This is a genomic window from Methanocella sp. MCL-LM (genome assembly GCF_049676595.1).
GTDB lineage: Archaea > Halobacteriota > Methanocellia > Methanocellales > Methanocellaceae > Methanocella_A.
This window is the reverse complement of sequence record NZ_CP187259.1, coordinates 1,409,985-1,435,839: the sequence shown is the minus strand read 5'-3', so window position 1 is coordinate 1,435,839 and position 25,855 is coordinate 1,409,985. Positions and strand designations below refer to the sequence as shown.

Sequence of the window (25,855 nt, the reverse complement as noted above, 5' to 3'; positions counted from 1 at the left end):
CAGACACCTCACACCATAAGCTTCTTCTGTATCTGTTCAACAGGCAGGAACATCCTCGGGCATGCTGCCGCGCAAGCGCCGCACTTCACACAGCGGATGTTGTTAAAGCTCGGCCTGCCAAACTCCATGTCGATGGCCCTGGTGGGGCAGGAGGATGCGCAGGTGCCGCAGCCCATGCACAGGGAGTTCTGGATAACCTTGGTGTTCAGGTCGCAGCCACAGTGGTAGCCGCCAACCTCGCCAGCCATGAAGGGCTTGAGGTAGTCCATGTCGCCGGTGACGGCCGCAATGCAGAAGTTGTAGATAACTTCCGGTGCGGGCGGGCAGCCGGGGATGTACGCGTCGACCTTGACCAGCTTGTTGATGGGCACGAAGGACTCGTGCTGGGGCTGGTTTGCCTGGCCGCCACGGCAGAAGTTGCAGACGCAGCCAGTTGCTGCGCAGCCGCCGAGCGCCACTACGAGGCCCGACTTCTCCCGTGCTTCCTTGATCAGGTGTACGCTGTGCTCGTCCTGAAGGCAGACAGAGCCTTCAACGATCGAGATATCGATCTTGCCTTCGGGCAAGTCTCTCTGGTCCGCGAGGGTCAGGTTGTAGACCATGTCCACTGCGCCCAGAATGTCAAGCAGCTTTTCGTAGGTGTCCGCAAGCGATACGAGACAGCCTGTGCAGCCGCTTAAGTGAACGTATGCAATCTTTGGCTTAGCCACTTTTACTTCCTCCGATTTAGTTGGTACCGGGGCCGCCGTAGTTTCTACTTTCGGCGCTCCAGTTATGATCCCCTTAACTTTGTCGAATATTCCCATAGTCGATCCCTAGCTCTTCGAATACCATTCTGATGGCCTGGGGAATCGCTTTTTCTACTTCCTCGGTGAGTTCCCAGACAATATCAGGTTCAGAAACCTTCGCCGGCTGACATCCGATGACCACGATGTTGACCTTGTCCTTAATTGCGTGCAATGGTTCGGACAGAGTCCAGTTGTGGGCATCCTGAAATTTTCCCTTAGGCAGCTCATCCACCGTGAACTTACGCAGCGAACCGGGTTTTGCTTTCCAGTCGATGCAGTCCAGGATTATCAGGTTCTTGCAGGTCTCGTCGAGAAGGGTAAAGATGAGGTGCGGTGCGCCCGTACCTGCATCGATGACCCTTATGCCAGGCGGTAACTCGTATTTGGAGAGTTCCTCGGCTACTCGCGGACCAAATCCGTCATCCTGAAAGAGGACGTTGCCGCAGCCAACTACTAAGGTTTCCTGTTCCAACATCATATGTTGCCCTCGGCTACGAGCTGGCCTTCCTCGTCGATCACAATCATGTGTGTCGAACAGGAGACGCAGGGGTCGTAAGCCCTGACAACATGTTCTGCCCACTTGTAGTGCTGGCCTTCGCAAGCCTTGCCGACTGTCAGGATGTTCCACGTGGTGGCTACCAGACAGTTGTAGTAGGTGACCTTGCCGTCCTTGACCTTGGCGGTGTGGACATTGACACCTCTGGGGGCTTCCTGGGGTCCGACACCGAGCCTCTGGCCGTCGCCGCCCGACTCGGGTGGCTTGTTCAGGGTGGGCTTGGTGGTGTCAAGCTGGGTTGCGAGTTCCCTTGCCTTTGCGAGGGTTAAGGGTATCTCCATCTGTCTTGCGATGTTGATGGCCATTGCGCCCTTGGGGTCGAAGCCGAAGCAGTCCTTCGCGCCGAACCCTGCGAACCTGGTCATCCTTGCCTTCGGGCCGCCTTCGACTGCCTTGCCGCCGATGAGGGGTGCAGTGCCGCAGGCTTCCTCGCCGACCTCTGCCTTGGGGTACCAGGATCTCGGGGTGATCTCCGTGAACCTGTAGAAGTACTCCTGCTCGAAAAGGTCTGCGTTGCCGTAGTGCAGGTCAGTGGCCATGAGCTCGTTGTTGTGGACACCGAGGGTCTTGGGGACGTCGGAGTTCTTGAACGCGTTGAGCATAGCCTCGTTCTGTTCCTTCATGATCGGCTCGTATTCCTTCAGCATCTCGAGGATCTTCCTCTTGGCAGCCTCGGAGATGTTGTGCTGCATACCGCCGACCCTGATGTTCGGGGCGTGGATAGCTTCTCCACCGGTGATGTCTACTATTGCCTGTCCGATCTTCCTCATTTTCTGGATCCTCACGGTCGCTGCGAGCTGGCCGTTCGGGTCTGCCTTAAAGAAGTCCGGGAGCAGTAGTAGGTTGTGGAGGGGGTGGCTGTGGAGCTTGTTGCCCATGTTGCACAGGTGCTTCAGCACAACGCCGTCCTTGGGCGGGGTGATGCCGAGTGCCCTGTCGAGCGCATCAGTCGACGCGCTGGCGTGGGTAATGGGGCAGATGCCGCAGAACCTGGACGATGCAACAGGAGCGAACTCCATTGGCTTTCCGGTTATAAACTTTTCAAATCCTCTGACGGGAGTAGTGCTCAGGTAGTTACCCTGAGTAACGATCCCGTTGTCATCAACTTCAAGGACTAACTTGGCGTGTCCTTCGTGTCGAGTTGTCGGTGATACTACTACTGTTTGACTCAAATATACCGCCTCTAGCTTATCTTTTCACTCCGCTACCTTATATAAATTTTCTCTTTTGAGACTAATTTTGTAAGTGTTATATAAATGTTTACTTATAAAAAATAAATGTGGCCATTTGAATACGCTTCCATCAGTAAATGTGCGATACCTTAATAACTGATAAGTGTATATTGTCAGTCTTTTTTTATCCAGCAGGCACCAGTATAAGGAACAGTCAAGAGCAGATAAACAGGAGTTATATAATTACAATCTATTATAAGTTATGCGGTTAGTCGCCAGGCGTATAATACACAATATATTATGTTATGTATGGTGATGCGTCTGCTCAGGATAAGGTAACAATATTTTAATTATTAATAATTATCATTTATCCGGGATACCTTCATACACTAAGCCTTTAGGCAAATAGTTGCCTTATACGAAAGATTTATGCCGGAAAGCGGAATCTTAGGGACTCACTAGGTGGGGTCCTTAAAACGAGACCAATTCACGGATTGTTTATCAAATCGTCGAAAGGAGGCGCGTACAGGTGAAGATGGAATACCTGTTTGCAGCGCTCGTCCTGACGTCCCTGATAGGTGCGGCAGGCGCCGTCGTACTGCGAAGAAATAAGTATTGTGCTCACGTGGCGTTCGGTGCCGCGGCAGTTACAGCCCTGGTTGGTGCGGTTCTATCGGCCAGCGTGCTCCTGGGCTCAGAGCTCCGCATGGCACTCCCGGCATATACTCCGTTCGGTGAAGTGTCCTTCACCGTGGACCCGCTGAGCGCATTCTTCCTGCTATCGATCTCGGTAGTGGGCTTTGCAGTCTCGATATACTCCGTCGGGTATTCCCGGGAATACACGGGAAAATATAGCATCGGGCTGCTCGGTGCGATCTTCAACCTCTTTCTGCTCTCGATGATGCTGGTCGTCACGGCGGGTAACGCGATACAGTTTCTGGTCGTGTGGGAAGTCATGTCTATCCTGTCGTACCTGCTGGTCGTGTACGAGAACAGGAAGAGCGAGGCGGTCAGCGCCGGCTTCCTCTACATCGTCATGACCCACCTCGGCACGGCCTTCATCACGGTCGGATTCCTGCTGCTGGCTTCGACCACCGGCTCTTTTGACTTTGCCTCATTTAAGGGCGCCGGAGAGGCGCTGCCGGACATGGTGAAAAGCATCGCCTTCTTGCTGTTCCTCATAGGCTTCGGCACCAAGGCCGGCATCATGCCGCTGCACGTCTGGCTGCCATACGCGCACCCGGCGGCCCCCAGCAACGTATCGGCGCTGATGTCGGGCGTGATGGTCAAGACGGCCATTTTCATGCTCATCCGGTGCATCTTCGAGTTCCTGGGCGTGGCCGACACGTGGTGGGGCTTGCTGGTGCTGCTCGTGGCGTCGCTGTCCGCGGTGCTGGGCGTCCTGTTCGCGCTGAACGAGACAGACCTGAAGCGCCTGCTCGCTTATTCCACAGTCGAAAATATCGGCATTATCCTGATAGCGATCGGGGCTTCCATGGTCTTCACCAGCTACGGCCTCAAAGAGCTCGCGGCGCTCGCGCTCATCGGGGCGCTGTTCCACTCGTTCAACCACTCGCTGTTCAAGGCGCTGCTGTTCATGGGAGCGGGCTCGATCATCTACGCGGTCCACACTAAAAGCATCGAGCTCATGGGAGGCCTGGCTAAGCGCATGCCCTGGACGGGCGTCTTCTTCTTTGTCGGCGCCCTGTCGATCTCGGCTATTCCGCCGCTGAACGGCTTCGTGAGCGAATGGCTGATCTTTCAGTCGCTGCTGCTCTCGTTCAACTTCCCGGAAATGATCGTGAAAATCCTCATCCCGGTCACCATAGGCATGCTCGCGCTCACGGGCGCCCTTGCGGCGGCCTGCTTTGTCAGGGCTTACGGTATCGCCTTCCTGGCGGCGCCCCGGTCGGAGCACGCAGCAGAGGCGAAGGACGTGCCCCCGACGATGCTCGCCGGCATGGCAATCCTGGCAGTGCTGTGCGTGCTGACAGGAGTTCTCTCGATCTATATTGTCCCGGCCATCGATGGTGTCACCTCAACCATCACGGGCGCCAGCGTGGCCTCAAAGATGACGTACGGCATTGTCATGAAACCGGTAGCCACATCGTTCTCAAGCATGTCTCCGGTCATGATTGGCGCTCTCCTGGTCGTAATGCTGCCGGCAATATACCTGATCACCAGGTACTATGGTGGCAAGAGGCGGATCGTGCAGGGAGATACCTGGGACTGCGGTACGCAGCTCTCTCCCAGGAACGAGTACACGGGCACTGCTTATGCTAAGTCGATCAACATGATCTTCAGCGCCATATACCGGCCCAGCAAGGAGCTGGTAGCAAGGCCGACGGCTTCCCCGTACATCAGCAAGGAGCTGACGTACGCGGACCATACCGAGCCGGTCTTCGAGAAGTACCTGTACAACCCCGTGGCTGACTTCACGGTCAAGGCTGCCCGGCGGCTGAGCTTCATCCAGACAGGCAGCATTCAGGCGTACCTGACGTACATCTTCATCACGCTGGTACTGCTCCTGATCATTTTCAGGTGATCCCATGGAACCGGTACAAATCGCCCTTATCCTCATTCAGTCGGCCTTCATCGTGGCTATCTCGCCCCTGATCACCGGAGTGATCAGAAAGCTCAAGGCGCTGATGCAGAGCCGGAAGGGCCCGAGCATTATCCAGCCGTACTACGACCTGGCCAAGCTTTTCCGCAAAGACTCCGTCGTCTCCAGTAACGCTTCGTGGGTGTTCCACCTGACGCCCTACGTCTGCATGGCAGCCGTGCTGGTAGCCGTCCTCATGGTCCCGGTGCTCTCGACGACCTCACTGAGCTTCATGGGCGACCTGATCGTCGTCGTGTACATGCTGGCCATGATGCGCTTTTTCATGGCGCTGTCGGCCCTGGACACCGGCAGCGCTTTCGGAGGCATGGGCAGCAGCCGTGAGATGACGGTCTCGGCGATTGCAGAGCCGACGATGCTCCTCGCCATCTTCACGATGGCCCTGATAGCGGGTACGACCAGCCTGGGAGACATCTCCTACCAGCTGTCCGTCAACGGCCTGGAGCTGATCCGGCCTTCGCTGTTCCTAGCGTTTGCGGCGCTCTTCATCGTCACGCTGGCCGAGAATGCCCGCGTCCCCGTCGATAATCCTGCCACTCACCTGGAGCTCACCATGATCCACGAAGGCATGATCCTGGAGTACTCGGGCAAACAGCTGGCATTGATGGAGCTGTCCTCGATGACCAAGCTGGCGCTGTTCCTCACGATCCTGGCCAACGTTTTCCTGCCGTGGGGCATAGCCACTGGCATGACAGTAGCAGGCCTGGTCATAGGGCTGGTCGCGCTGCTGGTAAAGATTCTGATCATGGTAGCTGCCATCGCCTACATCGAGTCCTGCATGGCTAAGCTGCGGCTGTTCCGCCTGCCGAATCTGCTGACCGTATCGTTCACGCTCGCGCTGCTGGCCGTAATGTCGTTCTACATACTGTGAGGGTTTCACATGGTTGACATATCCATAGGCAACAACATCATCAACGGCCTCGCCGTCATCATTTTCCTGACGACGTTCGTCATCGTCGCCCACACCCGCCTGCACCCGTGGGTCAACACCTACGCGATACAGTCGCTGGCGCTGGGACTGCTTGGAGCTGCCGTAGCTTACTTCACCAACAGCCCGCACATATATCTGGTCGCGGCGCTGACCATCGTCATCAAAGCGTTCGTCATCCCCCGGTTCCTCGAGTACACGATGAACCGCATCAACGTCAACAAGGAAGTGGAGATGATGCTTAACGTCCCGGCGTCGCTGCTGGTCGCGGGCGGCCTCGCCATTATCTCGTACTTCATCACCGAGCCGATCATCGCCCACGGCAGCGCCATCACTAAGAACTGCCTTGCTATCTCAATAGCCGTCGTACTCATCGGCTTCTTCATCATGATCAGCCGCAGAAAGGCGATCACCCAGATCATGGGCCTGATGGTCATGGAGAACGGGCTGTTCCTGGCGGCTATCTCTACCTCGTACGGCATGCCCCTCATCGTGGAGCTAGGCGTCTTCTTCGATATCCTGGTTGGCGTGCTCATCATGGGCATCTTCGCCTTCCAGATCAACCGGACGTTCGATACGGTTGATACGGGCATCCTCAGGAGGCTGAGAGATTGATCATCGAAGCCCTCCTGATCATACCCCTGATAACAGCCGCTCTGTGTTACCTGATCAAGCACAAGCGGGCGGTAGAGACAGTAAGCACGCTGGGAGCGATCGCTATACTGGCGGGCTGCGCCTATCTCGCGTACACAGTCTTTACTCAGGGCCCGGTTTCCGCGGGCCTGTGGTATGTGGACGCACTGAGCGCCTACATGCTCGTCATCATCTCCTTCATCGGGCTGGCTGCGGCAATCTACTCGATAGGCTACCTTGGCCATGAGTACGAGGAGAAGAAGCTAGACCTGGGCAAGCTGCAGTACTACTTCACGCTCTTCCACGTGTTCATCTTCACCATGCTGCTGGTCTGCATCTCCAGCAACCTGGGCATCATGTGGATTGCAATAGAGGCTACCACGCTGGCATCCGCCTTCCTGGTCGGCTTCTACAACAAGGATACGTCGGTGGAAGCGGCCTGGAAATACATCATCATCTGCTCCGTCGGCATTACGCTGGCGCTGCTGGGCACAATCCTGCTCTACGCCTCGTCGGTCGACGCGATGGGAGAATCCGCAGAAGCGCTTAGCTGGCCGATGCTCGCAGAAAAGGCGAAGAGCCTCGACCCCACGCTGCTAAAGATCGCTTTCATCCTCGTGATCATCGGCTACGGCACCAAGGTAGGCTTCGCCCCGATGCACACCTGGCTGCCCGATGCCCACAGCGAGGCGCCTACGCCGATCAGCGGCCTCCTCTCGGGAGTGCTGCTGAACTGCGCCATGTACGGCATCCTGCGCTACCACATCATCACGACTAACGCCCTCGGTCCCGGCTTCTCCGGGACGCTGCTGATCGTCTTCGGCCTGCTATCGCTCGCGGCCGCAGCCGCCTTCATCATCATCCAGAAGGACTACAAGCGGCTGCTGGCGTACTCAAGTATCGAGCACATGGGCATCATCGCAATAGGCTTCGGCATAGGCGGCGCAGTGGGCATCTTCGGGGCACTGCTGCACATTCTCAACCACGCCATAACCAAGTCACTCATGTTCTTCGGAGCCGGGAACATCCTGCTGAAGTTCAAGACCAAGAACATCGACGAAGTAAAAGGCATAGCTACGCTGATGCCCTGGACAGCCATCTTCTTCGTGGCCGGTAGCCTGGCCATCACGGGCTCGCCCCCGTTCAGCATCTTCATCAGCGAGATCATCATCCTGATAGCGGGCATCACCCAGGGCAACCTGATCGTGAGCATCCTGTACCTGCTCCTGCTGGTGGTCATCTTCGCCGGCTTCATGTACCACGTGGGCAGGATGGCCTTTGGGGAGCCTGCCGCAGGCATGATCAAGGGAGAGCCCAACTATCTCGGCCTGGGCGTCATGGCCGTGCTGCTGCTGGCAACGCTGGCCCTGGGGATCTATGTTCCGCTGGCGCTCAGCGACCTGCTGTCTCAGATAGTGGCCATCTTCGGAGGTTCCGTATGACGACGAAAAACATCACCAACGAGATTACCGCCGCTTTCGGCGCAGAGATGGCATCGGCCCACGATGTCGGAAACAACGTCTTTGTCAGGGCTGGCAAAGACGCCCTTCCCTACGTGGCCTCTTTCGTGGCGAAGAGATACGGGGCCACCCTGGCCACCTTGCATGTGGCGGACACCAGGCAGGTTACCGGCGGGTACACGATGTATGCGGTGATGCCCATAGCCTCGAAGAACCTGATCGTCAACATCGAAGCGGAAATACCTGAATCTCCCGGTACCTTCCAGTCCCTGACGCCCATGATCTACTCGGCTAACTGGTTCGAGAGGGAAATTTCGGATATGTTTGGGCTGACCCCTGTCGGGCACCCGGACCTCCGGCCGCTGGTGCTGTACGATACCTGGCCCGAGGACTACCATCCCCTGCGAAAGGACACCAAAGGCAGGCCTGAAAAGGTGGCTACTGAATACCCTTACCACAGGGTGGAGGGCCAAGGCGTCTTCGAAATACCAGTAGGCCCGGTACACGCGGGCGTCATCGAGCCCGGCCACTTCCGCTTCAGCGTAGCCGGGGAACCGGTCCTCAACCTGGAGATCCGCATGGGCTACGTGCACAAGGGTATTGAAAAGATCTCCGAAGGCATGACTTATGATAAAGGCGTGTTCCTGTCCGAGCGTATCTCCGGGGACAACGGCATGGCTCACTCGACAGCCTACTGCCAGACGGTGGAACAACTTGCAGACGTAGAGGTGCCCGACAGAGCCCGGTACATACGGACCGTGTTCCTCGAGATGGAGCGCATCTACAACCACCTCGGCGACGCTGGCGGCATATCCCTTGACACCGCATATAATGTAGGCGCCCAGCATGCATACATTTTAAGGGAACGGATGCTGCAACTGAACGAGCGCATCACTGGCAGCAGGCTGCTGCGATCAGTCAATAAAATCGGAGGAGTGCGGCAGGACCTGACAAAGGACGACATCCAGGAGATCAGGACTGCGATAGTCAAGGCCAAGCTCGACTTCAAAGATTTCGTAGACCTGGTCAACGGCCAGCCGTCTATCCTGGACAGGACGGAGACGACAGGCAGGCTTCCTCTCGAAGCAGCTGTCAACCTCAATGTAGTGGGGCCCGGAGCCAGGGCAAGCGGCGTCAACCGGGACGTGCGGCGGGACCACCCGTACGCAGCATATGGTGATCTGAACTTTGCTGTACACATGCTAAAAGAGGGTGACGTTAACGCCCGCATGCAGGTAAAGATAGGGGAGATCTACGAATCTATGAGCCTGATCGAACAGGCGCTGGATAAACTGCCCGCCGGGGATATCAGGGCAGCAGTCCCCGACATCCCCCCGGGCAAGATCGGGATCAGCCTGGTCGAGGCCCCGAGAGGAGAGCTTCTCCACTGGATACTGTCGGGCGACGGCAACAAGCCCTTCAGGCACAAGATCAGGGACCCTTCGTTTTGTAACTGGCTTGCCATGGAAATAGCTACCCCGGGCAACATCGTACCGGACTTCCCGCTGGTGAACAAGAGCTTTAACCTGTCCTACTCGGGCAACGATCTGTAGGTGAAAAAATGTTCGACGTTATCAAATCAGGCTTCCTCAAAAAGGGCGTTGTAACTTCCCGGTATCCGGCGGAGCCTTTCAGGACCCCGGATAAATTCCTGGGCATGCCCGCAGTCGATAAGAGCAAGTGCGACAACTGCGGCAAGTGCATTGCCGCCTGCCCGGCAGGAGCGATAAATAGCAGGATAGAAATCTCGCCCGGCAGGTGCATATTCTGCGGCGCCTGCGCCGACGCCTGCGAGGCTATCAGGATGACCGGGGAATACGAGCTGGCGTCCCGGACGAAGCCGGACTTCGACATGGAAACGGCAGGTAGAGAACTGGAAAAGAAGATCAAGAAGACTTTTGGCCGCTCGCTGGCTATCAGGGAAGTCGACGCAGGCTCCTGCAATGGGTGCGAAGTCGAAGTCAATGCGCTGTCAAATGCGATCTACGACATCGAACGTTTCGGCCTGCACATAGTAGCCTCCCCAAGACACGCCGATGCACTGCTGGTCACCGGGCCTGTCACAAGGAACATGGAACGCGGCCTGATGCAGTCTTACAATGCCACCCCGGACCCGAAGATGGTCATCGCCATGGGCGCCTGTGCTATAACAGGCGGCATTTTCAGGGACTCGTATGCAGTATATAACGGAGTAGATGCAATGATTCCGGTCGACGTATACATACCCGGCTGTCCCCCGAGGCCGCAGGCTATTATCCAGGGCATCATGTTAGCCATCGACAGGTGGGAGCAAAAGAGAAAATTATAAAAATTTTTTAACGCACTACGATTACCGTGCACTTAGCGTTGCGAACAATATATTCTGATACGCTGCCGATGAGCGCCCGATCGAGCACAGTTTTGCCCGAGGTCCCCACGACTATGGCGTCCGCCTTGATCCGGTCGGATACAGCCAGAGTCGCCTCGTAAGGGTTACCTGCCTCCAACATCGTGGTAACAGGGATTTTCTTTTCGAGGGCCTGCTGCTTGACAGTTTCCAGGACACTCATGCCATTCTTGATCACGCTGTCGCGATCTTCGCCGGGCCTGGGGCTCACCGCGAACACGATGAACAGGTTTGCCCCGAAGCGCTCCGCATACTCGATGGCATACTGAACCGCTTTATCGGAATGCGGTTTGCCATCTGTTGCCAGTAGGACATTCATTTTCACACACCGATGTAAGTAAATGACACGGCATTGATATTTAGGCTTACGGTAAACGATCGGAATACTCTGCGCTGAAAACTGTCAAGGACAATCTCAAGTCACCCCATAAGCCGGACATATTTACAGGAAGAAGCTTAAGCGGATTACCAGGTACTTCCCCGGGAAATTTTTGTAAAAAACATAAAAAGTTAAATCTTTTAGTTTTTAGCATTATTGAACAATATTGAATATGCTAATTTGCAGTATATATGCGGCTACTTATAAAAATGTAAGAACTTATTGCATAAGAAAATATTAGAGGATAGTTTAGGTAGGCTGAAATAAACTATCATCAATTATCATTACATTACCGGTTGATAATTTGGCAGTTTCATTTTTGAAAGAAAGTCATTTCAATAAGGAAATTTCTAATCATAAATTTTATAAAGTACCATTAAAAAGTAAGTTATATCGATTAAACTTTATTTTATAAAATCATAAATTGATTACTATTGTGCCTCTGTAATCCATTTTATTTATTTTATACATTGTCAGGAATGTATGAAAGTTATATATTCTAGAAGCGATATAGCACTGATTGGATACCGCCTAATCACTTGCCTGGAGAGTGTGAAAAAAATTATAACCGCTTTTTTTCACATTCCTGGCAATAAATTTTTTTTATGAAGCTTCTATGGAAACGTATATATACTAATTACTGAATAAATAGTAATTTTTCCTTATGGCTTACTAGTCGGGGGCACGGGGTAAAATTGACTGTCCCGCCGATAGAAGCCATCATGCATCAATACTTTGGATAGGAGGTTAAAGTATGGCATTTAAAGGACCTGCAGATATTGCTAAGGCAGCGATTGCTTCAGGACAGACAAAATGTAACACCACATGGACTAAGTTACTTGTATTGGCCTTCTTGGCCGGCGCATACATTGCATTTGGTGCGCTGTTAAGTGAAATTGTAGCCGGCGGTCTTTCCAACGGTACAATCACGCTTGCGGACGGATCTATCAATAAGCTGGCTATACCAAGCGGGCTGGTTAAGTTTGCTGCGGGCGCAGTGTTCCCTGTCGGCCTCATGCTGGTCGTCATCGGAGGCTCCGAGCTCTTGACCGGAAATATGATGTTTGCGCCAATGGCACTTTTCGATAAAAAGACCGGGCTGAAAGGCCTGACAATAAACTGGACTTTAGTATTTATCGGCAACTTTATCGGCGCAGTTTTCGTAGCGTTCTTCCTTGCTTATATGACTGGACTGTTCAACGCCATGCCATGGGCAAGCTGGGCAGTATCCGTCGCAGGTGGCAAGGTCGGCCTGACCTGGGAGCAGGCGTTCTTCAGAGGAATCGGCTGTAACTGGCTGGTTTGCCTTGCAGTGTGGCTGGCTGTCAGCGCTGACGATATCATCAGCAAGATCATGGCCTGCTGGTTCCCGATCATGGCCTTCGTAACTATCGGCTTCGAGCACAGTGTCGCTAACATGTTCTTCATCCCGCTGGGCATCTTCGCGGCAAACGACGCCGGCATCGCCGCCACCCTGACCGCAGCAAAGGTCACGATACCGGCTTCGCTTCTCGGCGCCGGAGGCTGGGTCAACTTCATCTGGAACAACCTGATCCCGGTTACCCTGGGCAACATCGTCGGAGCAGCAGTCTTCGTGGCGATGGCCTACTGGTGGATCTATATCAGGTCCCCGGTTTGCGTTACTCCGGCCCAGCCCGCTGACGCAGCAAAGATTGCTCCGAAGTAAGGAGGCATGAAAGAAAGAAAAAGGGAGGGTTGCAGCCCTCCCTGTCTAAAGCAAAGAGGGAGGGACGGAACCCCTCCCTATTTAAGCAACATAGACATAACTACTGGTGTAACTATGAACTTAAAACTTGTGTCGACGATTTGCCCCTACTGCGGTTGCGGTTGCGGTATTAATCTAGTCGAAAAGGATGGTAAAGTCGTCGGAGTCGAGCCCTGGAAGAGACACCCTGTAAACGAAGGCAAGCTCTGCCCGAAAGGCAACTTCGCCCACGAGTTTATCCACAGGAACGACAGGCTGACTACTCCGCTCATCAAGAAGGACGGAAAGTTCGTCCCCGCTAGCTGGGACGAGGCTATATCTCTCGTCGCTTCTAAGTTCAAGGAGATCAACTCACAATTCGGGCCCGAATCGATGGCCTGCTTCGCTTCTGCCAGAGTGACGAACGAAGAAAACTTCGTCATGCAGAAGTTCGCGAGGGTCGCGCTCAAGACCCCGAACATAGACCACTGCGCCAGGCTTTGCCACGGCACGTCGGTCGCCGGCCTCGCCAAGACATTGGGCAGCGGCGCTATGACCAACACGATCAAGGACATAGCGGACGCAAAATTATTGTTTATCATAGGGACCAACACCTTCGAGGATCACCCCCTGATCGGTCGCAGGATTGTCCAGGCCAAGGAGAGAGGGGCAAAGATCATCGTCTGCGACCCGAGGTTCAACATCACGGCTAAGCAGGCTGACATCTTCGTCCAGCACAGAAGCGGCACTGATGTCGCCCTGCTCAACGCGATGATGTACACGATCCTGACCGAAGGCCTGGAGAACAAGGAGTTCATCAAGGCCCGGACCAAGGACTTCGAGACCATCAAGGCAGAGATCATGAAGTGCTCGCCTGAGTGGGCAGAGCCCATCACCGGCGTCCCGGCCGACACCATCAAGAAGATCGCCAGGATGTACGCCACCAGCGGCGCTTCTTCCATCCTGTTCTCGATGGGTATCACCCAGCACGCCTGCGGTACTGACAACGTAGTATCGGTCTCCAACCTCGCGCTGATGTGCGGCATGATCGGCAAGCCCGGTACGGGTATCAACCCGCTGAGAGGCCAGAACAACGTGCAGGGCGCCTGCGACATGGGCTGCCTGCCGAACGTAGTTTCCGGCTACCAGGCAGTCATCAATGACGAGCTGCGGAAGAAGTATGCCGCGGCCTGGGGCGTCGCAGACCTGCCGAACAAGGTAGGCCTGACCATCGTAGAGGTCATGAACGCCATCGATGCCGGCAAGGTCAAGTCGCTGTACATCATGGGTGAAAACCCGATGGTATCCGACCCGGACATCAACCACGTCAAGCACGCCCTCCAGTCGGTGAACTTCCTGGTAGTCCAGGACATCTTCATGACCGAGACTGCAGAGCTCGCTCACGTAGTACTTCCCGCTGCGGCCTATGCCGAGAAGGAAGGCACGTTCACCTCTACCGAGAGACGCGTCCAGCTGCTCAAGAAAGTCGTCACCCCGCCCGGCCAGGCGAAGGAAGACTGGGAGATCATCTGCGCCATCGCGAAGAAGATGGGCGTCGCAGGCTTCGACTTCAAGTCCGCCGGCGAGATCTTCGAGGAAGTCAGGAAAGTGACGCCGCAGTACGCAGGCATGACCTGGGAAAGGCTGAAGAAGCCCGAAGCCCTCCACTGGCCCTGCCCTGCAACCGATCACCCGGGAACACCCATTCTGCACACGGTCAAGTTCACTCACCCGGACGGCCTGGGCATCTTCTTCCCGGTATCGTTCAAGCCGCCCGCAGAGGTACCCGACGCAGAGTACCCGCTCCTGCTGACCACCGGCAGGATGATCTTCCACTACCACACCGGCAGCATGACCAGAAGGTCAGCAACCCTCGACAGCGAAGTCAAGACCGGCTTCGTCGAGATCAACCCGGTCGACGCCAAGGCGCTCGGAGTGAAGATGGGCGACAAAGTCAAGGTTGCATCCCGCAGAGGCGAGATCGAGATAGCCGCGAAGGTAACCCCCAACATCATGAAGGGCATTATCTTCATCCCGTTCCACTTCCACGAGTGCAGCGCCAACATCCTGACCAACCCGGCCCTCGATCCGTTCGCCAAGATGCCGGAGCTCAAGGCCTGTGCAGCTAAGATCATACCCATACCCAAGGAAGACAAGAAGGCTGCGGCAGCGCCTGTGAAAGTAGCGCCGAAGATAGGAGGTCACTAACATGGTCAAAGTCAAGGACATGTTCTACGCCTGCGCCGCAGAGGAGAACATCTGTAAGGCCGGCGAGTGCGGCGGAGCAGTCACCGCGCTGCTGAAGTACGCACTGGAGAGCAAGATGGTCGACGCAGTAGTCGCCATTACCAAGGGCGCAGACCTGTACGACGGTGTACCCACGGTCTTCACCAACCCGGCGGACCTGGTTAAGTCCGCGGGCTCGCTCCACTGCGCACCCACGGCTATCGGCAAGTTCATCATACAGTACATGAACGGGGCCAAGGACATGAAGATCGCCCTGCCGGTCAAGCAGTGCGACGCCAGCGCAATCCTCGCCGCGGCAAAGCAGGGCAAGGTCAACAGGAACAACATCCTGATGATCGGCCTCAACTGCGGCGGCACGGTCCGCCCGGTCGTCGGCAGAGAGATGATCGAGAAGTACTACGGTGTCAGCCCGGATGATGTGATCAAGGAAGAGATCGCCAAGGGCAAGTTCATCATCGTGACCAAGAACCACGAGCACAAGGAAGTCTCGATCGATGAGCTCGAAGAGCACGGCAGCGGCCGGAGGCAGAACTGCCAGCGCTGCGAAATCAAGATCCCCACTATGGCGGACCTTGCGTGCGGCAACTGGGGTGTCATCGGACCGTTAGCCGGCAAGGCTACGTTCGTAGAGGTCTGCAGCGAAAACGGTGCCAAGCTAGTCGAAGGCGCCACTAACGCCAAGGCCATCACGACCCAGGCTCCCGACCCGAAGGGCATCGAGATGCGCGCCAAGATCAACGAGTCGATGGTCAAGCTGGCCGCGAAGAACCAGAAGAAGCACTTTGCGGAAGCGGCAGACCCGAAGTTCTGGGCCGAACACTTCAGCAAGTGCGTCAAGTGCCAGGGCTGCACAGTCAACTGCCCTGTCATCTTCGACCTGAAGCTCAAGCCGATGGCCTACGAAGGCCTGGGCGACGTCCCGCCCTCGATGAACTACCACATGGCCAGGCTGGCGGCGCTCGGCAACAACTGCATCAACTGCGGCATGTGCGAAGATGGCTGCCCGGTAGAGATCCCTCTCTCCAGGCTGTACCACGAAGTCGCCAAGCGAATCGGACAGGAGATCAACTAAGATCTCCTTTCCGTCTTTCTTTTTTAGGAGTGTAAGATAATGTCAGGAACAGTTATGTTAGACAAGGGTCTAGTCACGCTCATCGATAAGCTCACGTACAACGACAGGTACTCCGCAGAAGCCACGAGCGCCGGCAAGTACAGGGACATCCTGGACAGCCAGCACCCGGACGTCACGCTGGTCACCTGCTCCGACTCCCGGGTCATCGAAAAAGCGCTGGACGACCAGATAGGCAAGATTTTCTCGATCAAGAACATCGGCAACAGGGTAGAGCCAAACCTCGGCAGCATCGAGTACGGCATCGGCCATCTGCACACGCCCATACTGATGATACTGGGCCACACTGGCTGTGGGGCAGTACATGCTTCGACGCTGGAGCTCAAGGACGAGCACCACAGGATTATCAAATCGCTCGACTTCATCAAGCCGATAGTAGCCGAAGTCCAGAAGCTCCTCATCAGGAGAGGTGGCCTGTCCCAGTACATCAAGGAAGCTAAAACCAGGCCCCTGACGCCGATCAGTGAGCATGTCTACTTCGAGACGCTGGTCTCCGAGGCCAACGTGGACAAGCAGATCGAAAACCTGCTCAACGACGCCTCGATCAGGAACCAGGTCTACACCGGTAAAATGATGATCGTCGGCGCCATATACGACTTCAAGGACATCTACACCACCAGTAAAGGCGGCATCAGCATCATCAACATCAACGGCGAAACCGACGTGGATAAGATGAAGAAGCTCGACGTCTTCGCGGGCAACAGTACAGTTGTCCTGAGCCGCGTGAAAAGGCTGCTCGTATACTAAGCTATTTTTTTCTTTATCTTTCCTGCTACTCGGATAGCGTGCTGTAACAATACGAACGCTGTGCTGTGCGTACTAGATTGCTCAGATATAGGAGATATCAAAACGAACGCTGCGCTGTGACCGACTGGAAGCAGTCCCTTGTATACAGGATCACAGATTACGACGGATTACACGGATTGCACAGATACTACTGGATAAGAATGGACTTAGTTATCCATCGACCATTTTCCCCAGTAGTCATCTGTGAAATCTGTGCCATCCGTAAGAATCTGTGATCCTGGCACAGCGCAGCGTTAGTGTACGTTCACGGGCTCATAAGCAACATTTGCTTATGAATGCCGGAATAATTCGTTGTAAGCACAGCGCAGCGATCGCTTTTCTGAGTCGCTGACTAAAAAGAGAGAAAGCCCCGGATTAGCCGGAGCTTTTGACGTACTTATGTTACTATGTCTTCCAGCCTGTTAGCCGCCAGCGCGTTCTTGACCTCGCGGCAGTACCTGCGGCCCATGCTCATGCCGTCGCCGTAGAGCAGGTAGGAGTAAGCGGAGCCGTTCATGAACGTGTTGGTGCCGCCGTCCTGCCTGGCGGAGATCTCGAAGGCGACGAACTCGAGGTTGTCGGTACACATGGTCTGGATGCAGAAGGCGCCCAGTAAGCCCGGAGCAACCATCTTTTCGGCTACCTCGGCCAGCCTGTCGCCCATGCCGAAGGCCTGGTCGAGCAGAGACTCTCTCGCTACGACCGGGAAGTTACCGGTGACCACGTAGGTGGGCTGTAAGCCGGCTTCCATCTGGTCTTTGGCCGGAATCCTGACAAGGCCGTCTATGTTGGCTTCGTGGCGCCTGTCCATGCCCAGCAGCTCCACAGTCTTGGTCAGCGGGGAGTAGAAGTAGTGCATGCAGTAGATGTCGCCCGCCACGTACTCCTCGATGTGTGCCTTAGCCCGGTCATCTTCCGTCAGCCAGCCCTTGTTTATCATGAGCTTCATCTTCTCGTCGAAGCCAGCCGGGGAGTCGGTCACGAAGTAGCCTCTGCCGCCTCTGGCGCCGGGGAACTTGACCATACACGCCCGGTCGATCTTGTCGGGGCCGTGGATCTTCATGGGTTTCCTGATGTTGGCCGCCTCGAAGAGCTTCGTAACTCTGTCCCGCTCCGCCTCCCAGCGCAGGATGTTACGGTTGCCGATCATGGGGACCTTGAAATCGTTCTCGATCCGGTCCAGGCCTACGTAGGCCACGAACGAGCCGTGGGGCACTATGACAGCGTTCATGTCCCGCAGCTGCTGCTGGATCTTCTCATCGTTGACATCCGAGAACTTGTCAACCATGATGAACTCTTCCGCCGACTTGTAGCGCTGGTAAGGGACCTCCCTCCCTTTCGCGCAGATAGCGCAGCGCCTGAAGCCCTCGTCGTACGCGCCCCTGAAGACGTGCAGCGACGAGTGGCTGCCTATCGTACAGATAGTGATCTTATTCTTATCGTACTTTTTAACAACCTGGTTTATGTCGTCCTTTGAGATGACCAAAGACCTCACCTTTAGCTAGTACTTCGTACGCTCATTATTTAACGTTTATCTACGCGGCCAGCAGGTATACGGCCATGGCATGCCGAAAACTAATATATAGAAAGACATAGTATAGTATGAGAAAATGCTGCGAGAAATGTCCGCACCCGGCAGTTCTCGGATGACCTGTTCTTAAGAAAAGCCCTGGCTGAACAGCCCGGGAAAGTATTCAACAGTGCACAATTGTGAAGGTACTATGGAACTCAGGCTGGTGCCTACGATCTGTCCTTACTGTGGCTGCGGCTGCGGCCTTAACCTCGTCTGCATGGACGGGAAGGTAGTGGGCGTCGAACCCTGGAAACGCCACCCGGTCAACGAAGGCAAGCTCTGCCCGAAAGGCAACTTCGCCCACGAGTTCATCCACAGCCCTGACCGGCTTACAGTACCCCTCATCCGTAAGAATGGCGAGCTTGCCAGTGCGACCTGGGACGAAGCACTTAAGCTCGTCGCCGGGAAGCTCGCAGAAATCCGGGAGAAAAACGGCCCGGAGACGATCGGCGTTCTGGCATCGGCCAAGGCGACCAACGAGGAAAATTACCTTTTGCAGAAGTTCGCCCGCACCGTCTTGAAAACCCCCCATATTGACCACTGTGCCAGGCTCTGCCACTCCTCCACCGTATCAGGCCTTGCAGGGGCCTTCGGCAGCGGCGCCATGACCAACTCGATCAAGGACATCGAGGAGGCGAAGTGCATTTTCATTATCGGCTCCAACACTTTTGAAGCCCATCCCCTCATCGCCCGCCGGATACTGAAAGCCAGAAGTAAAGGCGCCATAGTGATCGTCGCTGATCCGAGATTCACCATGACAGCCAGGCATGCCGATATCTACGCTCCCCTCCGCAGCGGCGGGGACGTGGCCTTGCTGAACGCCATGGCCCACATCATTATCGCAGAAGGGCTGGAAGACCGCAGCTTCATCGAGGCCCGGACGAAGGGATTCGAAGACCTGAAGCAGGCTGTGGCAGACTGCACGCCGGAGCGGGCGGAGGCGATGACCGGCATTAACGCCAGCACGATCAGGGAGATCGCCCGAATATACGCTACCAGCGGCTGCTCGGCCATCCTGTACTCGATGGGGGTCACCCAGCACAGCACAGGCACAGACAACGTACACGCGATTGCGAACCTGGCGATGCTGACAGGCAACGTGGGTAAAAAAGGTTCCGGCGTCAACCCCCTCCGGGGCCAGAACAACGTGCAGGGCGCCTGCGACATGGGCTGCCTGCCGAACGTGTTTCCGGGCTACAAGCCGGTCTCGGACCAGTCCCGGCCGGAGTTTGCGGTAACGTGGAAGACTGCTGGCGAGATACCCGGCCCGGGCCTCACGGTCGTCGAAATGTTCAACGCTGCCTGTGAGGGTAAGCTAAAAGCCATGTACGTAGTCGGGGAAAATCCTGCCATCTCCGACCCGGACGTAAGTAAGGTAGAACAGGCGCTGGATGGCCTGGAATTTCTCGTCGTGCAGGACATATTCCTGACTGAGACCGCAAAGTACGCTGATGTAGTGCTGCCAGCGGCGTCCTACGCAGAAAGGGAGGGCACCTTCACCAATACCGAGCGCCGGGTCCAGCGGATCAGAAAAGCGGTCGAGCCGCCCGGAGAAGCTCTGCCAGACTGGCAGATCATCTGCATACTTGCGAGCGAGATGGGCGCTTCGGGCTTTGCCTACGAATCGCCGGAGCAAGTCTTCGAGGAGATCATCTCGGTAGTCCCCCAGTACAAGGGTATCAACTATGCCCGGCTGCTGAAGCCCGAAGGCGTCCAGTGGCCCTGCCCCGGCGCCCTTCACCCCGGTACCCCGGTACTCTTCACTGACGGCTTCAACCAGCCGGACGGCAAAGGGCTCTTTATGCCTGTCAGGTACAGGCCCCCGGCAGAGCAGCCTGATGCAGAATACCCGTTCGTGCTCACCACCGGCAGAATGTTGTTCCACTACCACACGGGCAGCATGACCCGAAGGTCGCCGGCACTGGATGAAGAGGTACGCTCGGGATTCGTCGAAGTCAGCTCGCTGGACGCCCGCAGGCTGGGCATCAGGATGGATGATGTAGTCCGGGTCACCTCGAGAAGGGGGCAGATCGAACTCGCCTCCAAAGTGACGGATGCCATCGTCAAAGGTACAGTCTTCATCCCCTTCCACTTCGCGGAGACGGCCGCCAACCGGCTGACCAATACGGCGCTGGACCCGGTGTCGAAGATGCCGGAGCTGAAGGTATGTGCGGTGAAGCTGGAGCGAGTTGCCAGTGCCATGCAGGAGGCCCAGGAATGATCAATCCGGGAGACATGTATTACGTCATCACCAACGACGAGGATATCAGGCGCAAAGCGCAGAATGGCGGGGCTATCACCACCATGCTGAAGTATGCGCTGGAAGCCGGTCTGGTCGACGCAGTAGTAGTCATGGTCAAGGGCGCGGACATATACGATGGAGTGCCCAGGGTCATCACCTGCCCGGACGAAGTGATCACATCGGCAGGATCGCTACACAGCGCTCACGTAAACATAGGCAGGTTCATCGCCCGCTACCTCGACGGCGCCCGGCACATGAAAATCGCGGTCACGGTCAAGCCTTGCGATGCCCGGACACTCGTCAAGCTCGGCAGCATGGGCAAGGTAAAAATGGAAAACGTCACTATGATCGGCCTCAACTGCGGCGGCACCGTCCACCCGATTAGAACGAGAGAGCTGATCGAGCGGATGAACGCCTCAGTCATGGATGCTTTTGTAAGAGAGGAGGTCGAGAAGAACGAGAAAAGCAGGCGGGAGAACTGCCTCCGCTGCGAGACCAAGATCCCGTACATGACCGACCTCATCTGCGGCAACTGGGGCGTCGTCGGGCCCAAAGCTGGCAAGGCCACGTTCGTCGAGGTCAGCTCGGAAAAAGGAGCCCGGATACTCGACGGCACAGCCCAGGCAGGCCTCCTGCAGCTATCCCCACCCGACCCCAAAGGCGTGGAGATGAGACGCCGTATCAACAATGGCATGGCCAAACTGGCTGCCCGGCACCAGGCGGAGCAGTTCAGCCTCAACAACGCCGACATCGACTACTGGGCTAAAGAGTTCAGCAAGTGCATCAAGTGCCAGGGCTGCATTCTCTACTGTCCGGTGGCCTTTGAAGCAAAGCTCAAGACCCCCCACTACGAGGGCAAGGGAAGACTACCCCCCGCCTTCTCCTACCACATCGCCAAAGCCGCCGCCGTAGGCCAGAACTGCATCAACTGCGGGTGCTGCGACGACGTCTGCCCTGTGGATATTCCCATCTCCAAGCTGTATCACGATGTGCAAAAAAGGCTGGAGACAGATCGATAGATCTGGCGACCAAACAACACGATTGCTACGCTGAGCGGGCTTCTGATTACTCTGGTATACTCGTTACTGAAACGTTTTGTACGAGTGCCCGTACCGTTTACACGAAGTACGCGAAGTACACGAAGTACTCAAAGTACGGTAAAAACGGCATGCTGGAAAATGATCGTATAGTAAAACTTCGCGTACTTCGCGTACCTTGAGTACTTCGTGTAAACGGTACCTGTCTGTCCTAAAAATTTAAGGAATTACTATACTCAATACAATGTGGTCTCTGTGTTCGTGAACGTACACGATCGCTGTCTCACGCCCTCGCAGCTACCAGAAACGCACAATACAGCGTTCGTATACGGATCGCCTTCATTCAGAGGCCGGAAAGCTGAGTCACTACCAGAGCGATGATGCCCAGAAGATCGATAACACCCAGAATTGTTAAAAGCTTCTTATAATTGTCGAAGCTGGTATACCGCTTATACTCGTCATCGACGAAGATCTTTCCGAGGTGAGCCCGGTTATACCTGCCAAGGGAAACGATGACAAGTGAGAGCAGATAGATATTGATGCCGGTTCCCCCCACTAAGACCCAGGCCCAGAAGTCTGGCAGCATCAGGCCCTTTGCCGCCGGGTACACAGTTACACAGGCGGCCAGCAGGGCTGTGAGTATCACCGACGCCTGCTCGAGCGATTTTGCGAGAAGGTCCATAAGCAACTGCTTTTTCTCGCCCGGTGCAAGGTCCTCTCGAAACTTTCCGTTGAACCGGTACTGGTATTCCCCGGGCATCGAAGGGAGGTAGATGAAAAAGAGCGCGAAGAGGCCCACCGTCAGTACAGATACGACTATGGCGTCCACGCTGAGGACATTACCTGTAAAATGCTGGACGAGCTGATAGTAGCCGAGTAAAAGGATCAGGCATACCGCAGGGTACAGGACGAGGCCTACCCGCCGCTTTTGAATAGCGTACTTCCAGAAGGCCACGAAATCTTCGGCAGAAAACCGGTTGAATTGCTGCAGGCGTTCATCTGCCACTACAGATTTTTGGGGCACCGGAGTCATGGGTCTTCACGCAGGCTTAAACGGCAATAGTACGTGTGGAAGCATATAGTCATCGTCGAATTTGAATGGAACGATACAATAGCATTATCCTGATCTACAGCAGATGTTGTCGCTCTTAAAAGCCATATTGTATATAAAATATCGTGAATAATAATATCCGGGGTTAAGGCGTGGGCGACAGCGAAAAGAACTTTTCTTACCTGGATATGCTTGCCTCCACAGGCTATGCCAGGCACATCGGCGGCAAGGCAGCGACTGACGTACTGGTCGAAAAGGCGAAGATCGGGCCGGACTTCAAAGTGCTTGACGTAGGCTGCGGCATCGGCAAGACCTCGTGCAGGCTGGCCGCAGACCACGGGTGCACTGTCACCGGCATAGACATCATGCCCCAGATGGTCGAAAAGTCTTCTGCGCTGGCGAAGAGGCTGCGGCTGGACGGAAAGGTAACGTTCAGACAGGGCGACGCCAGAGAGCTGCCTTTCGAGGATAACAGCTTCGATGCGGTCTTCGTAGAATCGGTCACGATCTTCGTCGAAGACGTGCCGAAAGCCATCTCGGAGTACCGCAGAGTAGTCAAGCCCGGGGGCATCGTCTGCGACAACGAAGTCTGTATCACCAGAGCCTCCCACGAGAAGCTTAAAGACGATATCAACGACCTCGAAGCCATCTTCTCAGCATTTTCCTCGAAGACCAGCCAGGGCTATCTAACTTATGATGACTGGAAAGAGACCTTCGAGAAGCAGTTCCCGACAGTCGAGGCTACTCACTACGTGGCTGACCCGCAGGTAGAGATGGAAGCGAAAAAGGCCGATGGAATGGGCACCTTCGTGACCTCCACGCTCAAGACCATGTGGCTCTATGCCACCAACCCCGAGGCTAAACGCATTATTGACACGACGCAGAAGATGTACAAGTACGTCGGGCACTTCGGGTACGGGCTCTTCGTGTGCCGGAAATAAGATCGGCTGCCGACGGGTAAAAAGGTATTCTGTGCGTTGTGCCTAATAAAGGATTGTCGAAGCCTAAGTGCTTCGCACAGCACCCCTGCAACGCACCAGTAGTAGCCGTGTCACACGCAACCTTTTTTAAGGCTACAGCCGATATATCCCCACCATGCCCAGTACGGCGATCATTGGCGGCAGTGGGTTCTATTCGGTGCCCGGCTGTAATCTGAAAGAGAAGAGGGTAGTCAGGACTAAGTATGGAGACGCCACGCTGTTCTTTTACGAGAACGAGAATGGCGCTGAATTTGTCTTTTTGCCCCGGCACGGGGAGGGCCATACCTGCGCTCCGCACAGGATCAACTACCGGGCCAACCTTGCTGCGCTGAAAGAGGCGGGCGTCGAGAGGATCATCGGCATCTCCAGCGTGGGCAGCCTGCGGGAAGCCATCCGGCCGGGCGATTTCGTCCTGCTCGACCAGTTCCTGGACTTCACCAAAGCCCGCCCGATCACGTTCTTCGACGAGGACGGCTGCGTTGTCCACACTGACATGACAGAGCCGTACTGCGATGAGCTGCGCCAGTGCATCCTCGCCGCGCCGAGGGGAGATATCCGGCTGCACGAGAAGGGCACTTACGTCTGCGCCGAAGGTCCGAGGTTCGAGACTGCGGCCGAAATCAAGATGTACGCCATGCTCGGGGGCGACGTGGTAGGCATGACCGGGGTACCCGAAGTAGTCCTGGCAAGAGAGCTGGGCATGTGCTATGCCGGCATCTCAGTGGCCACCAACTATGCTGCCGGTATCTCTAAAGTCGTCACCCACGAGGAAGTCCTCGAAGCCATGAAGCAGATCGAAACCGTCCTCGCCAGCTACGTCGTCGGCTGCATCACCGCAGTGCCCGAAGTCAGGCAGTGCACCTGCCGGGATGCGCCGGGTAAAATGAATTAGATCAGATGTTCTAACCACAGCGGCACAGCGACACGGAGACAGAGCGATCCACGACAACCAACTGGTAGTTCTAACCACAGCGGCACAGCGACACGGAGACAGAGCGAACCGGTAAAAGTGAACTCTTTTTTTGTCCACGGCGACACGGGGACAGTGCATTAACTAAAAGCTGCTTACTACATAATCGTTTAAGCCTGTGTATCGGGCATATGGTCTAAAACTTCACCACTACTTAGAATTCAGTCAAATTTAGCACCAGGATACCTGAATAAGGTGTTTGTCTCCGTGCGTTCAGCCCGTCGTGCCGCTGTGGATCAATAAAAAAGAAGCCTTGCTATTCGGGTACGGGTTGTCGCCGTGCCGCCGTGGTTCAAATAACCATCTTGCCAGCGTCTCTCCCACGGTCTCCGTGTCGCTGTGCCGCCGTGGTTCAAATAACCATCTTGCCAGCGTCTCTCCCACGGTCTCCGTGTCGCTGTGCCGCCGTGGTTCAAATAACCATCTTGCCAGCGTCTCTCCCACGGTCTCCGTGTCGCTGTGCCGCCGTGGTTCAAATAACCATCTTGCCAGCGTCTCTCCCACGGTCTCCGTGTCGCTGTGCCGCCGTGGTTCAAATAACCATCTTGCCAGCGTCTCTCCCACGGTCTCCGTGTCGCTGTGCCGCCGTGGTTCAAATAACCATCTTGCCAGCGTCTCTCCCACGGTCTCCGTGTCGCTGTGCCGCCGTGGTTAGAACATTTGATCGTATTATTGTTTCCCAAACTGCGGTGCCGCCGTACCGCCAGAGATCAGGAAATATTTCGACATTACTATGGATGCCCATTGGCAGGGGACTTTATCCCGGTCATGTCCCTGATATCTATTTTGAAGATCGCGATCCTGGTGGAGCTTCCAGGAGCCTTGCCGTGGGGTACGGTCCCGCCTGATCGGAGGGCTTTTTCGCCCAGCAGCTGCATGGCTTTGCGGCGCTCGTCGGGGCTGGAGACCTCGGTGATCCTGCCCCGAATGATGATGCTCTGGAAATCGGTGACGGTGCTGTTGTACCGGTCGACCTCAAAGCAGACGTTGGGGTTCCTGCGGGCGAGGGTGGCCTTTTTGCCGCCTTCGGGCGTGTGGATATAGATCGAGCCGTCCAGGTAGGCGAAATCGGTCGGAACGATATAGGGCTGGGGGTCGTCGTTCAGACCGACCCTTCCGACACGCTCTTCCACCAGCAGCCGCTCCATTTCAGCTTTGGTCAACACAGGGAGAATTGTCATCATAGAGGTCACTTGCATAAGCGCCAGTCCAT

21 protein-coding genes are annotated in these 25,855 nt (G+C 55.7%); 14 read left to right on the top strand and 7 right to left on the bottom strand.

Annotated elements, in window-relative coordinates:
* Positions 1 to 8 precede the first annotated feature (8 nt).
* Genes frhG through frhA form a run of 3 tightly spaced genes read right to left on the bottom strand, consistent with a single transcriptional unit; the run spans position 9 to position 2,516 of the window.
* Positions 9 to 806 carry a coenzyme F420 hydrogenase subunit gamma gene (frhG, locus tag ACPLPM_RS07165; protein ID WP_424359558.1) on the bottom strand — a complete coding sequence of 266 codons (798 nt, stop codon included), beginning with the start codon at positions 804 to 806 and terminating at the stop codon, positions 9 to 11.
* Positions 784 to 1,266, bottom strand: coding sequence for a coenzyme F420-reducing hydrogenase, FrhD protein (gene frhD / locus ACPLPM_RS07160; protein WP_424359557.1), 483 nt, complete (start codon positions 1,264 to 1,266; stop codon positions 784 to 786). Before frhD ends, frhG begins: the two co-directional genes overlap by 23 nt.
* Entirely contained in the window at positions 1,263 to 2,516 is a 1,254-nt protein-coding gene (frhA, locus tag ACPLPM_RS07155; protein WP_424359556.1) for a coenzyme F420 hydrogenase subunit alpha, read from the bottom strand. The genes frhD and frhA overlap by 4 nt, the downstream gene beginning before the upstream one ends.
* Before the next feature lie 535 nt (positions 2,517 to 3,051).
* On the opposite strand from frhA, the gene hyfB reads away from it, so the two are divergent.
* Genes hyfB through nuoB form a run of 6 tightly spaced genes read left to right on the top strand, consistent with a single transcriptional unit; the run spans position 3,052 to position 10,465 of the window.
* A complete protein-coding gene (hyfB, locus tag ACPLPM_RS07150; RefSeq protein WP_424360046.1) occupies positions 3,052 to 5,061 on the top strand; it encodes a hydrogenase 4 subunit B in 2,010 nt (669 codons plus the stop codon).
* A 4-nt stretch (positions 5,062 to 5,065) separates the two neighbouring features.
* Positions 5,066 to 6,007 (top strand): respiratory chain complex I subunit 1 family protein, encoded by a 942-nt coding sequence (locus ACPLPM_RS07145; protein ID WP_424359555.1) that lies wholly within the window; start codon positions 5,066 to 5,068, stop codon positions 6,005 to 6,007.
* Between the two features lie 9 nt (positions 6,008 to 6,016).
* Positions 6,017 to 6,679: an NADH-quinone oxidoreductase subunit K gene (locus ACPLPM_RS07140; RefSeq protein WP_424359554.1), complete on the top strand. Its 663-nt coding sequence runs from the start codon at positions 6,017 to 6,019 to the stop codon at positions 6,677 to 6,679.
* Positions 6,676 to 8,139, top strand: coding sequence for a hydrogenase 4 subunit F (locus ACPLPM_RS07135; protein WP_424359553.1), 1,464 nt, complete (start codon positions 6,676 to 6,678; stop codon positions 8,137 to 8,139). The genes ACPLPM_RS07140 and ACPLPM_RS07135 overlap by 4 nt, the downstream gene beginning before the upstream one ends.
* Complete coding sequence (locus ACPLPM_RS07130; protein WP_424359552.1) at positions 8,136 to 9,710, top strand: NADH-quinone oxidoreductase subunit C; 1,575 nt, start codon at positions 8,136 to 8,138, stop codon at positions 9,708 to 9,710. The genes ACPLPM_RS07135 and ACPLPM_RS07130 overlap by 4 nt, the downstream gene beginning before the upstream one ends.
* Positions 9,711 to 9,718: 8 nt before the next feature.
* Entirely contained in the window at positions 9,719 to 10,465 is a 747-nt protein-coding gene (gene nuoB / locus ACPLPM_RS07125; RefSeq protein ID WP_424359551.1) for an NADH-quinone oxidoreductase subunit NuoB, read from the top strand.
* Positions 10,466 to 10,472: 7 nt separating this feature from the next.
* Here the strand turns inward: nuoB and ACPLPM_RS07120 are convergent, their stop codons facing one another.
* Positions 10,473 to 10,862: a universal stress protein gene (locus ACPLPM_RS07120; protein ID WP_424359550.1), complete on the bottom strand. Its 390-nt coding sequence runs from the start codon at positions 10,860 to 10,862 to the stop codon at positions 10,473 to 10,475.
* An 814-nt stretch (positions 10,863 to 11,676) separates the two neighbouring features.
* Here ACPLPM_RS07120 and ACPLPM_RS07115 point away from each other — a divergent pair.
* The 4 genes from ACPLPM_RS07115 to ACPLPM_RS07100 all read left to right on the top strand — a co-directional run bounded on the left by ACPLPM_RS07115 (position 11,677) and on the right by ACPLPM_RS07100 (position 16,750).
* Complete coding sequence (locus ACPLPM_RS07115; RefSeq protein ID WP_424359549.1) at positions 11,677 to 12,609, top strand: formate/nitrite transporter family protein; 933 nt, start codon at positions 11,677 to 11,679, stop codon at positions 12,607 to 12,609.
* 114 nt (positions 12,610 to 12,723) lie between these two features.
* The gene (gene fdhF, locus ACPLPM_RS07110) at positions 12,724 to 14,835 is read left to right on the top strand and encodes a formate dehydrogenase subunit alpha (RefSeq protein ID WP_424359548.1); all 2,112 of its coding nucleotides are present in this window, start codon (positions 12,724 to 12,726) and stop codon (positions 14,833 to 14,835) included.
* A gap of 1 nt (position 14,836) precedes the next feature.
* Positions 14,837 to 15,946: a Coenzyme F420 hydrogenase/dehydrogenase, beta subunit C-terminal domain gene (locus ACPLPM_RS07105; RefSeq protein ID WP_424359547.1), complete on the top strand. Its 1,110-nt coding sequence runs from the start codon at positions 14,837 to 14,839 to the stop codon at positions 15,944 to 15,946.
* 54 nt (positions 15,947 to 16,000) lie between these two features.
* A complete protein-coding gene (locus ACPLPM_RS07100) occupies positions 16,001 to 16,750 on the top strand; it encodes a carbonic anhydrase (protein ID WP_424359546.1) in 750 nt (249 codons plus the stop codon).
* A gap of 436 nt (positions 16,751 to 17,186) precedes the next feature.
* Here the strand turns inward: ACPLPM_RS07100 and ACPLPM_RS07095 are convergent, their stop codons facing one another.
* Positions 17,187 to 18,275, bottom strand: a complete 1,089-nt coding sequence (locus ACPLPM_RS07095; protein WP_424359545.1) for a formate--phosphoribosylaminoimidazolecarboxamide ligase — start codon at positions 18,273 to 18,275, stop codon at positions 17,187 to 17,189.
* 235 nt (positions 18,276 to 18,510) lie between these two features.
* Here ACPLPM_RS07095 and fdhF (ACPLPM_RS07090) point away from each other — a divergent pair, with 235 nt between their 5' ends.
* Both fdhF (ACPLPM_RS07090) and ACPLPM_RS07085 read left to right on the top strand, forming a co-directional pair.
* On the top strand, positions 18,511 to 20,583 hold the full coding sequence (gene fdhF, locus ACPLPM_RS07090; protein ID WP_424359544.1) for a formate dehydrogenase subunit alpha: 2,073 nt from the start codon (positions 18,511 to 18,513) through the stop codon (positions 20,581 to 20,583).
* A complete protein-coding gene (locus ACPLPM_RS07085; protein ID WP_424359543.1) occupies positions 20,580 to 21,623 on the top strand; it encodes a coenzyme F420 hydrogenase/dehydrogenase beta subunit N-terminal domain-containing protein in 1,044 nt (347 codons plus the stop codon). Before fdhF (ACPLPM_RS07090) ends, ACPLPM_RS07085 begins: the two co-directional genes overlap by 4 nt.
* 361 nt (positions 21,624 to 21,984) lie before the next feature.
* On the opposite strand, the gene ACPLPM_RS07080 is transcribed toward ACPLPM_RS07085, so the two are convergent.
* Positions 21,985 to 22,647 carry a hypothetical protein gene (locus tag ACPLPM_RS07080; protein WP_424359542.1) on the bottom strand — a complete coding sequence of 221 codons (663 nt, stop codon included), beginning with the start codon at positions 22,645 to 22,647 and terminating at the stop codon, positions 21,985 to 21,987.
* A gap of 197 nt (positions 22,648 to 22,844) precedes the next feature.
* Between ACPLPM_RS07080 and ACPLPM_RS07075 the strand changes: the two genes are divergently transcribed.
* Both ACPLPM_RS07075 and mtnP read left to right on the top strand, forming a co-directional pair.
* Complete coding sequence (locus ACPLPM_RS07075) at positions 22,845 to 23,633, top strand: class I SAM-dependent methyltransferase (RefSeq protein WP_424359541.1); 789 nt, start codon at positions 22,845 to 22,847, stop codon at positions 23,631 to 23,633.
* Positions 23,634 to 23,787: 154 nt separating this feature from the next.
* Entirely contained in the window at positions 23,788 to 24,564 is a 777-nt protein-coding gene (gene mtnP, locus ACPLPM_RS07070; RefSeq protein WP_424359540.1) for an S-methyl-5'-thioadenosine phosphorylase, read from the top strand.
* A gap of 809 nt (positions 24,565 to 25,373) precedes the next feature.
* Here mtnP and ACPLPM_RS07065 read toward each other — a convergent pair.
* Positions 25,374 to 25,826, bottom strand: a complete 453-nt coding sequence (locus ACPLPM_RS07065; protein ID WP_424359539.1) for a pyridoxamine 5'-phosphate oxidase family protein — start codon at positions 25,824 to 25,826, stop codon at positions 25,374 to 25,376.
* Between the last annotated feature and the right edge of the window lie 29 nt (positions 25,827 to 25,855).

What these genes read in the sequence shown, in the direction of transcription:
- frhG (WP_424359558.1), bottom strand. Translation starts at nt 806, where the DNA reads ATGGGAATATTCGACAAAGTTAAGGGGATCATAACTGGAGCGCCGAAA.
- frhD (WP_424359557.1), bottom strand. Translation starts at nt 1,266, where the DNA reads ATGATGTTGGAACAGGAAACCTTAGTAGTTGGCTGCGGCAACGTCCTC.
- hyfB (WP_424360046.1), top strand. Translation starts at nt 3,052, where the DNA reads ATGGAATACCTGTTTGCAGCGCTCGTCCTGACGTCCCTGATAGGTGCG.
- ACPLPM_RS07145 (WP_424359555.1), top strand. Translation starts at nt 5,066, where the DNA reads ATGGAACCGGTACAAATCGCCCTTATCCTCATTCAGTCGGCCTTCATC.
- ACPLPM_RS07140 (WP_424359554.1), top strand. Translation starts at nt 6,017, where the DNA reads ATGGTTGACATATCCATAGGCAACAACATCATCAACGGCCTCGCCGTC.
- ACPLPM_RS07130 (WP_424359552.1), top strand. Translation starts at nt 8,136, where the DNA reads ATGACGACGAAAAACATCACCAACGAGATTACCGCCGCTTTCGGCGCA.
- nuoB (WP_424359551.1), top strand. Translation starts at nt 9,719, where the DNA reads ATGTTCGACGTTATCAAATCAGGCTTCCTCAAAAAGGGCGTTGTAACT.
- ACPLPM_RS07120 (WP_424359550.1), bottom strand. Translation starts at nt 10,862, where the DNA reads ATGAATGTCCTACTGGCAACAGATGGCAAACCGCATTCCGATAAAGCG.
- ACPLPM_RS07115 (WP_424359549.1), top strand. Translation starts at nt 11,677, where the DNA reads ATGGCATTTAAAGGACCTGCAGATATTGCTAAGGCAGCGATTGCTTCA.
- fdhF (WP_424359548.1), top strand. Translation starts at nt 12,724, where the DNA reads ATGAACTTAAAACTTGTGTCGACGATTTGCCCCTACTGCGGTTGCGGT.
- ACPLPM_RS07105 (WP_424359547.1), top strand. Translation starts at nt 14,837, where the DNA reads ATGGTCAAAGTCAAGGACATGTTCTACGCCTGCGCCGCAGAGGAGAAC.
- ACPLPM_RS07100 (WP_424359546.1), top strand. Translation starts at nt 16,001, where the DNA reads ATGTTAGACAAGGGTCTAGTCACGCTCATCGATAAGCTCACGTACAAC.
- fdhF (WP_424359544.1), top strand. Translation starts at nt 18,511, where the DNA reads ATGGAACTCAGGCTGGTGCCTACGATCTGTCCTTACTGTGGCTGCGGC.
- ACPLPM_RS07085 (WP_424359543.1), top strand. Translation starts at nt 20,580, where the DNA reads ATGATCAATCCGGGAGACATGTATTACGTCATCACCAACGACGAGGAT.
- mtnP (WP_424359540.1), top strand. Translation starts at nt 23,788, where the DNA reads ATGCCCAGTACGGCGATCATTGGCGGCAGTGGGTTCTATTCGGTGCCC.
- ACPLPM_RS07065 (WP_424359539.1), bottom strand. Translation starts at nt 25,826, where the DNA reads ATGATGACAATTCTCCCTGTGTTGACCAAAGCTGAAATGGAGCGGCTG.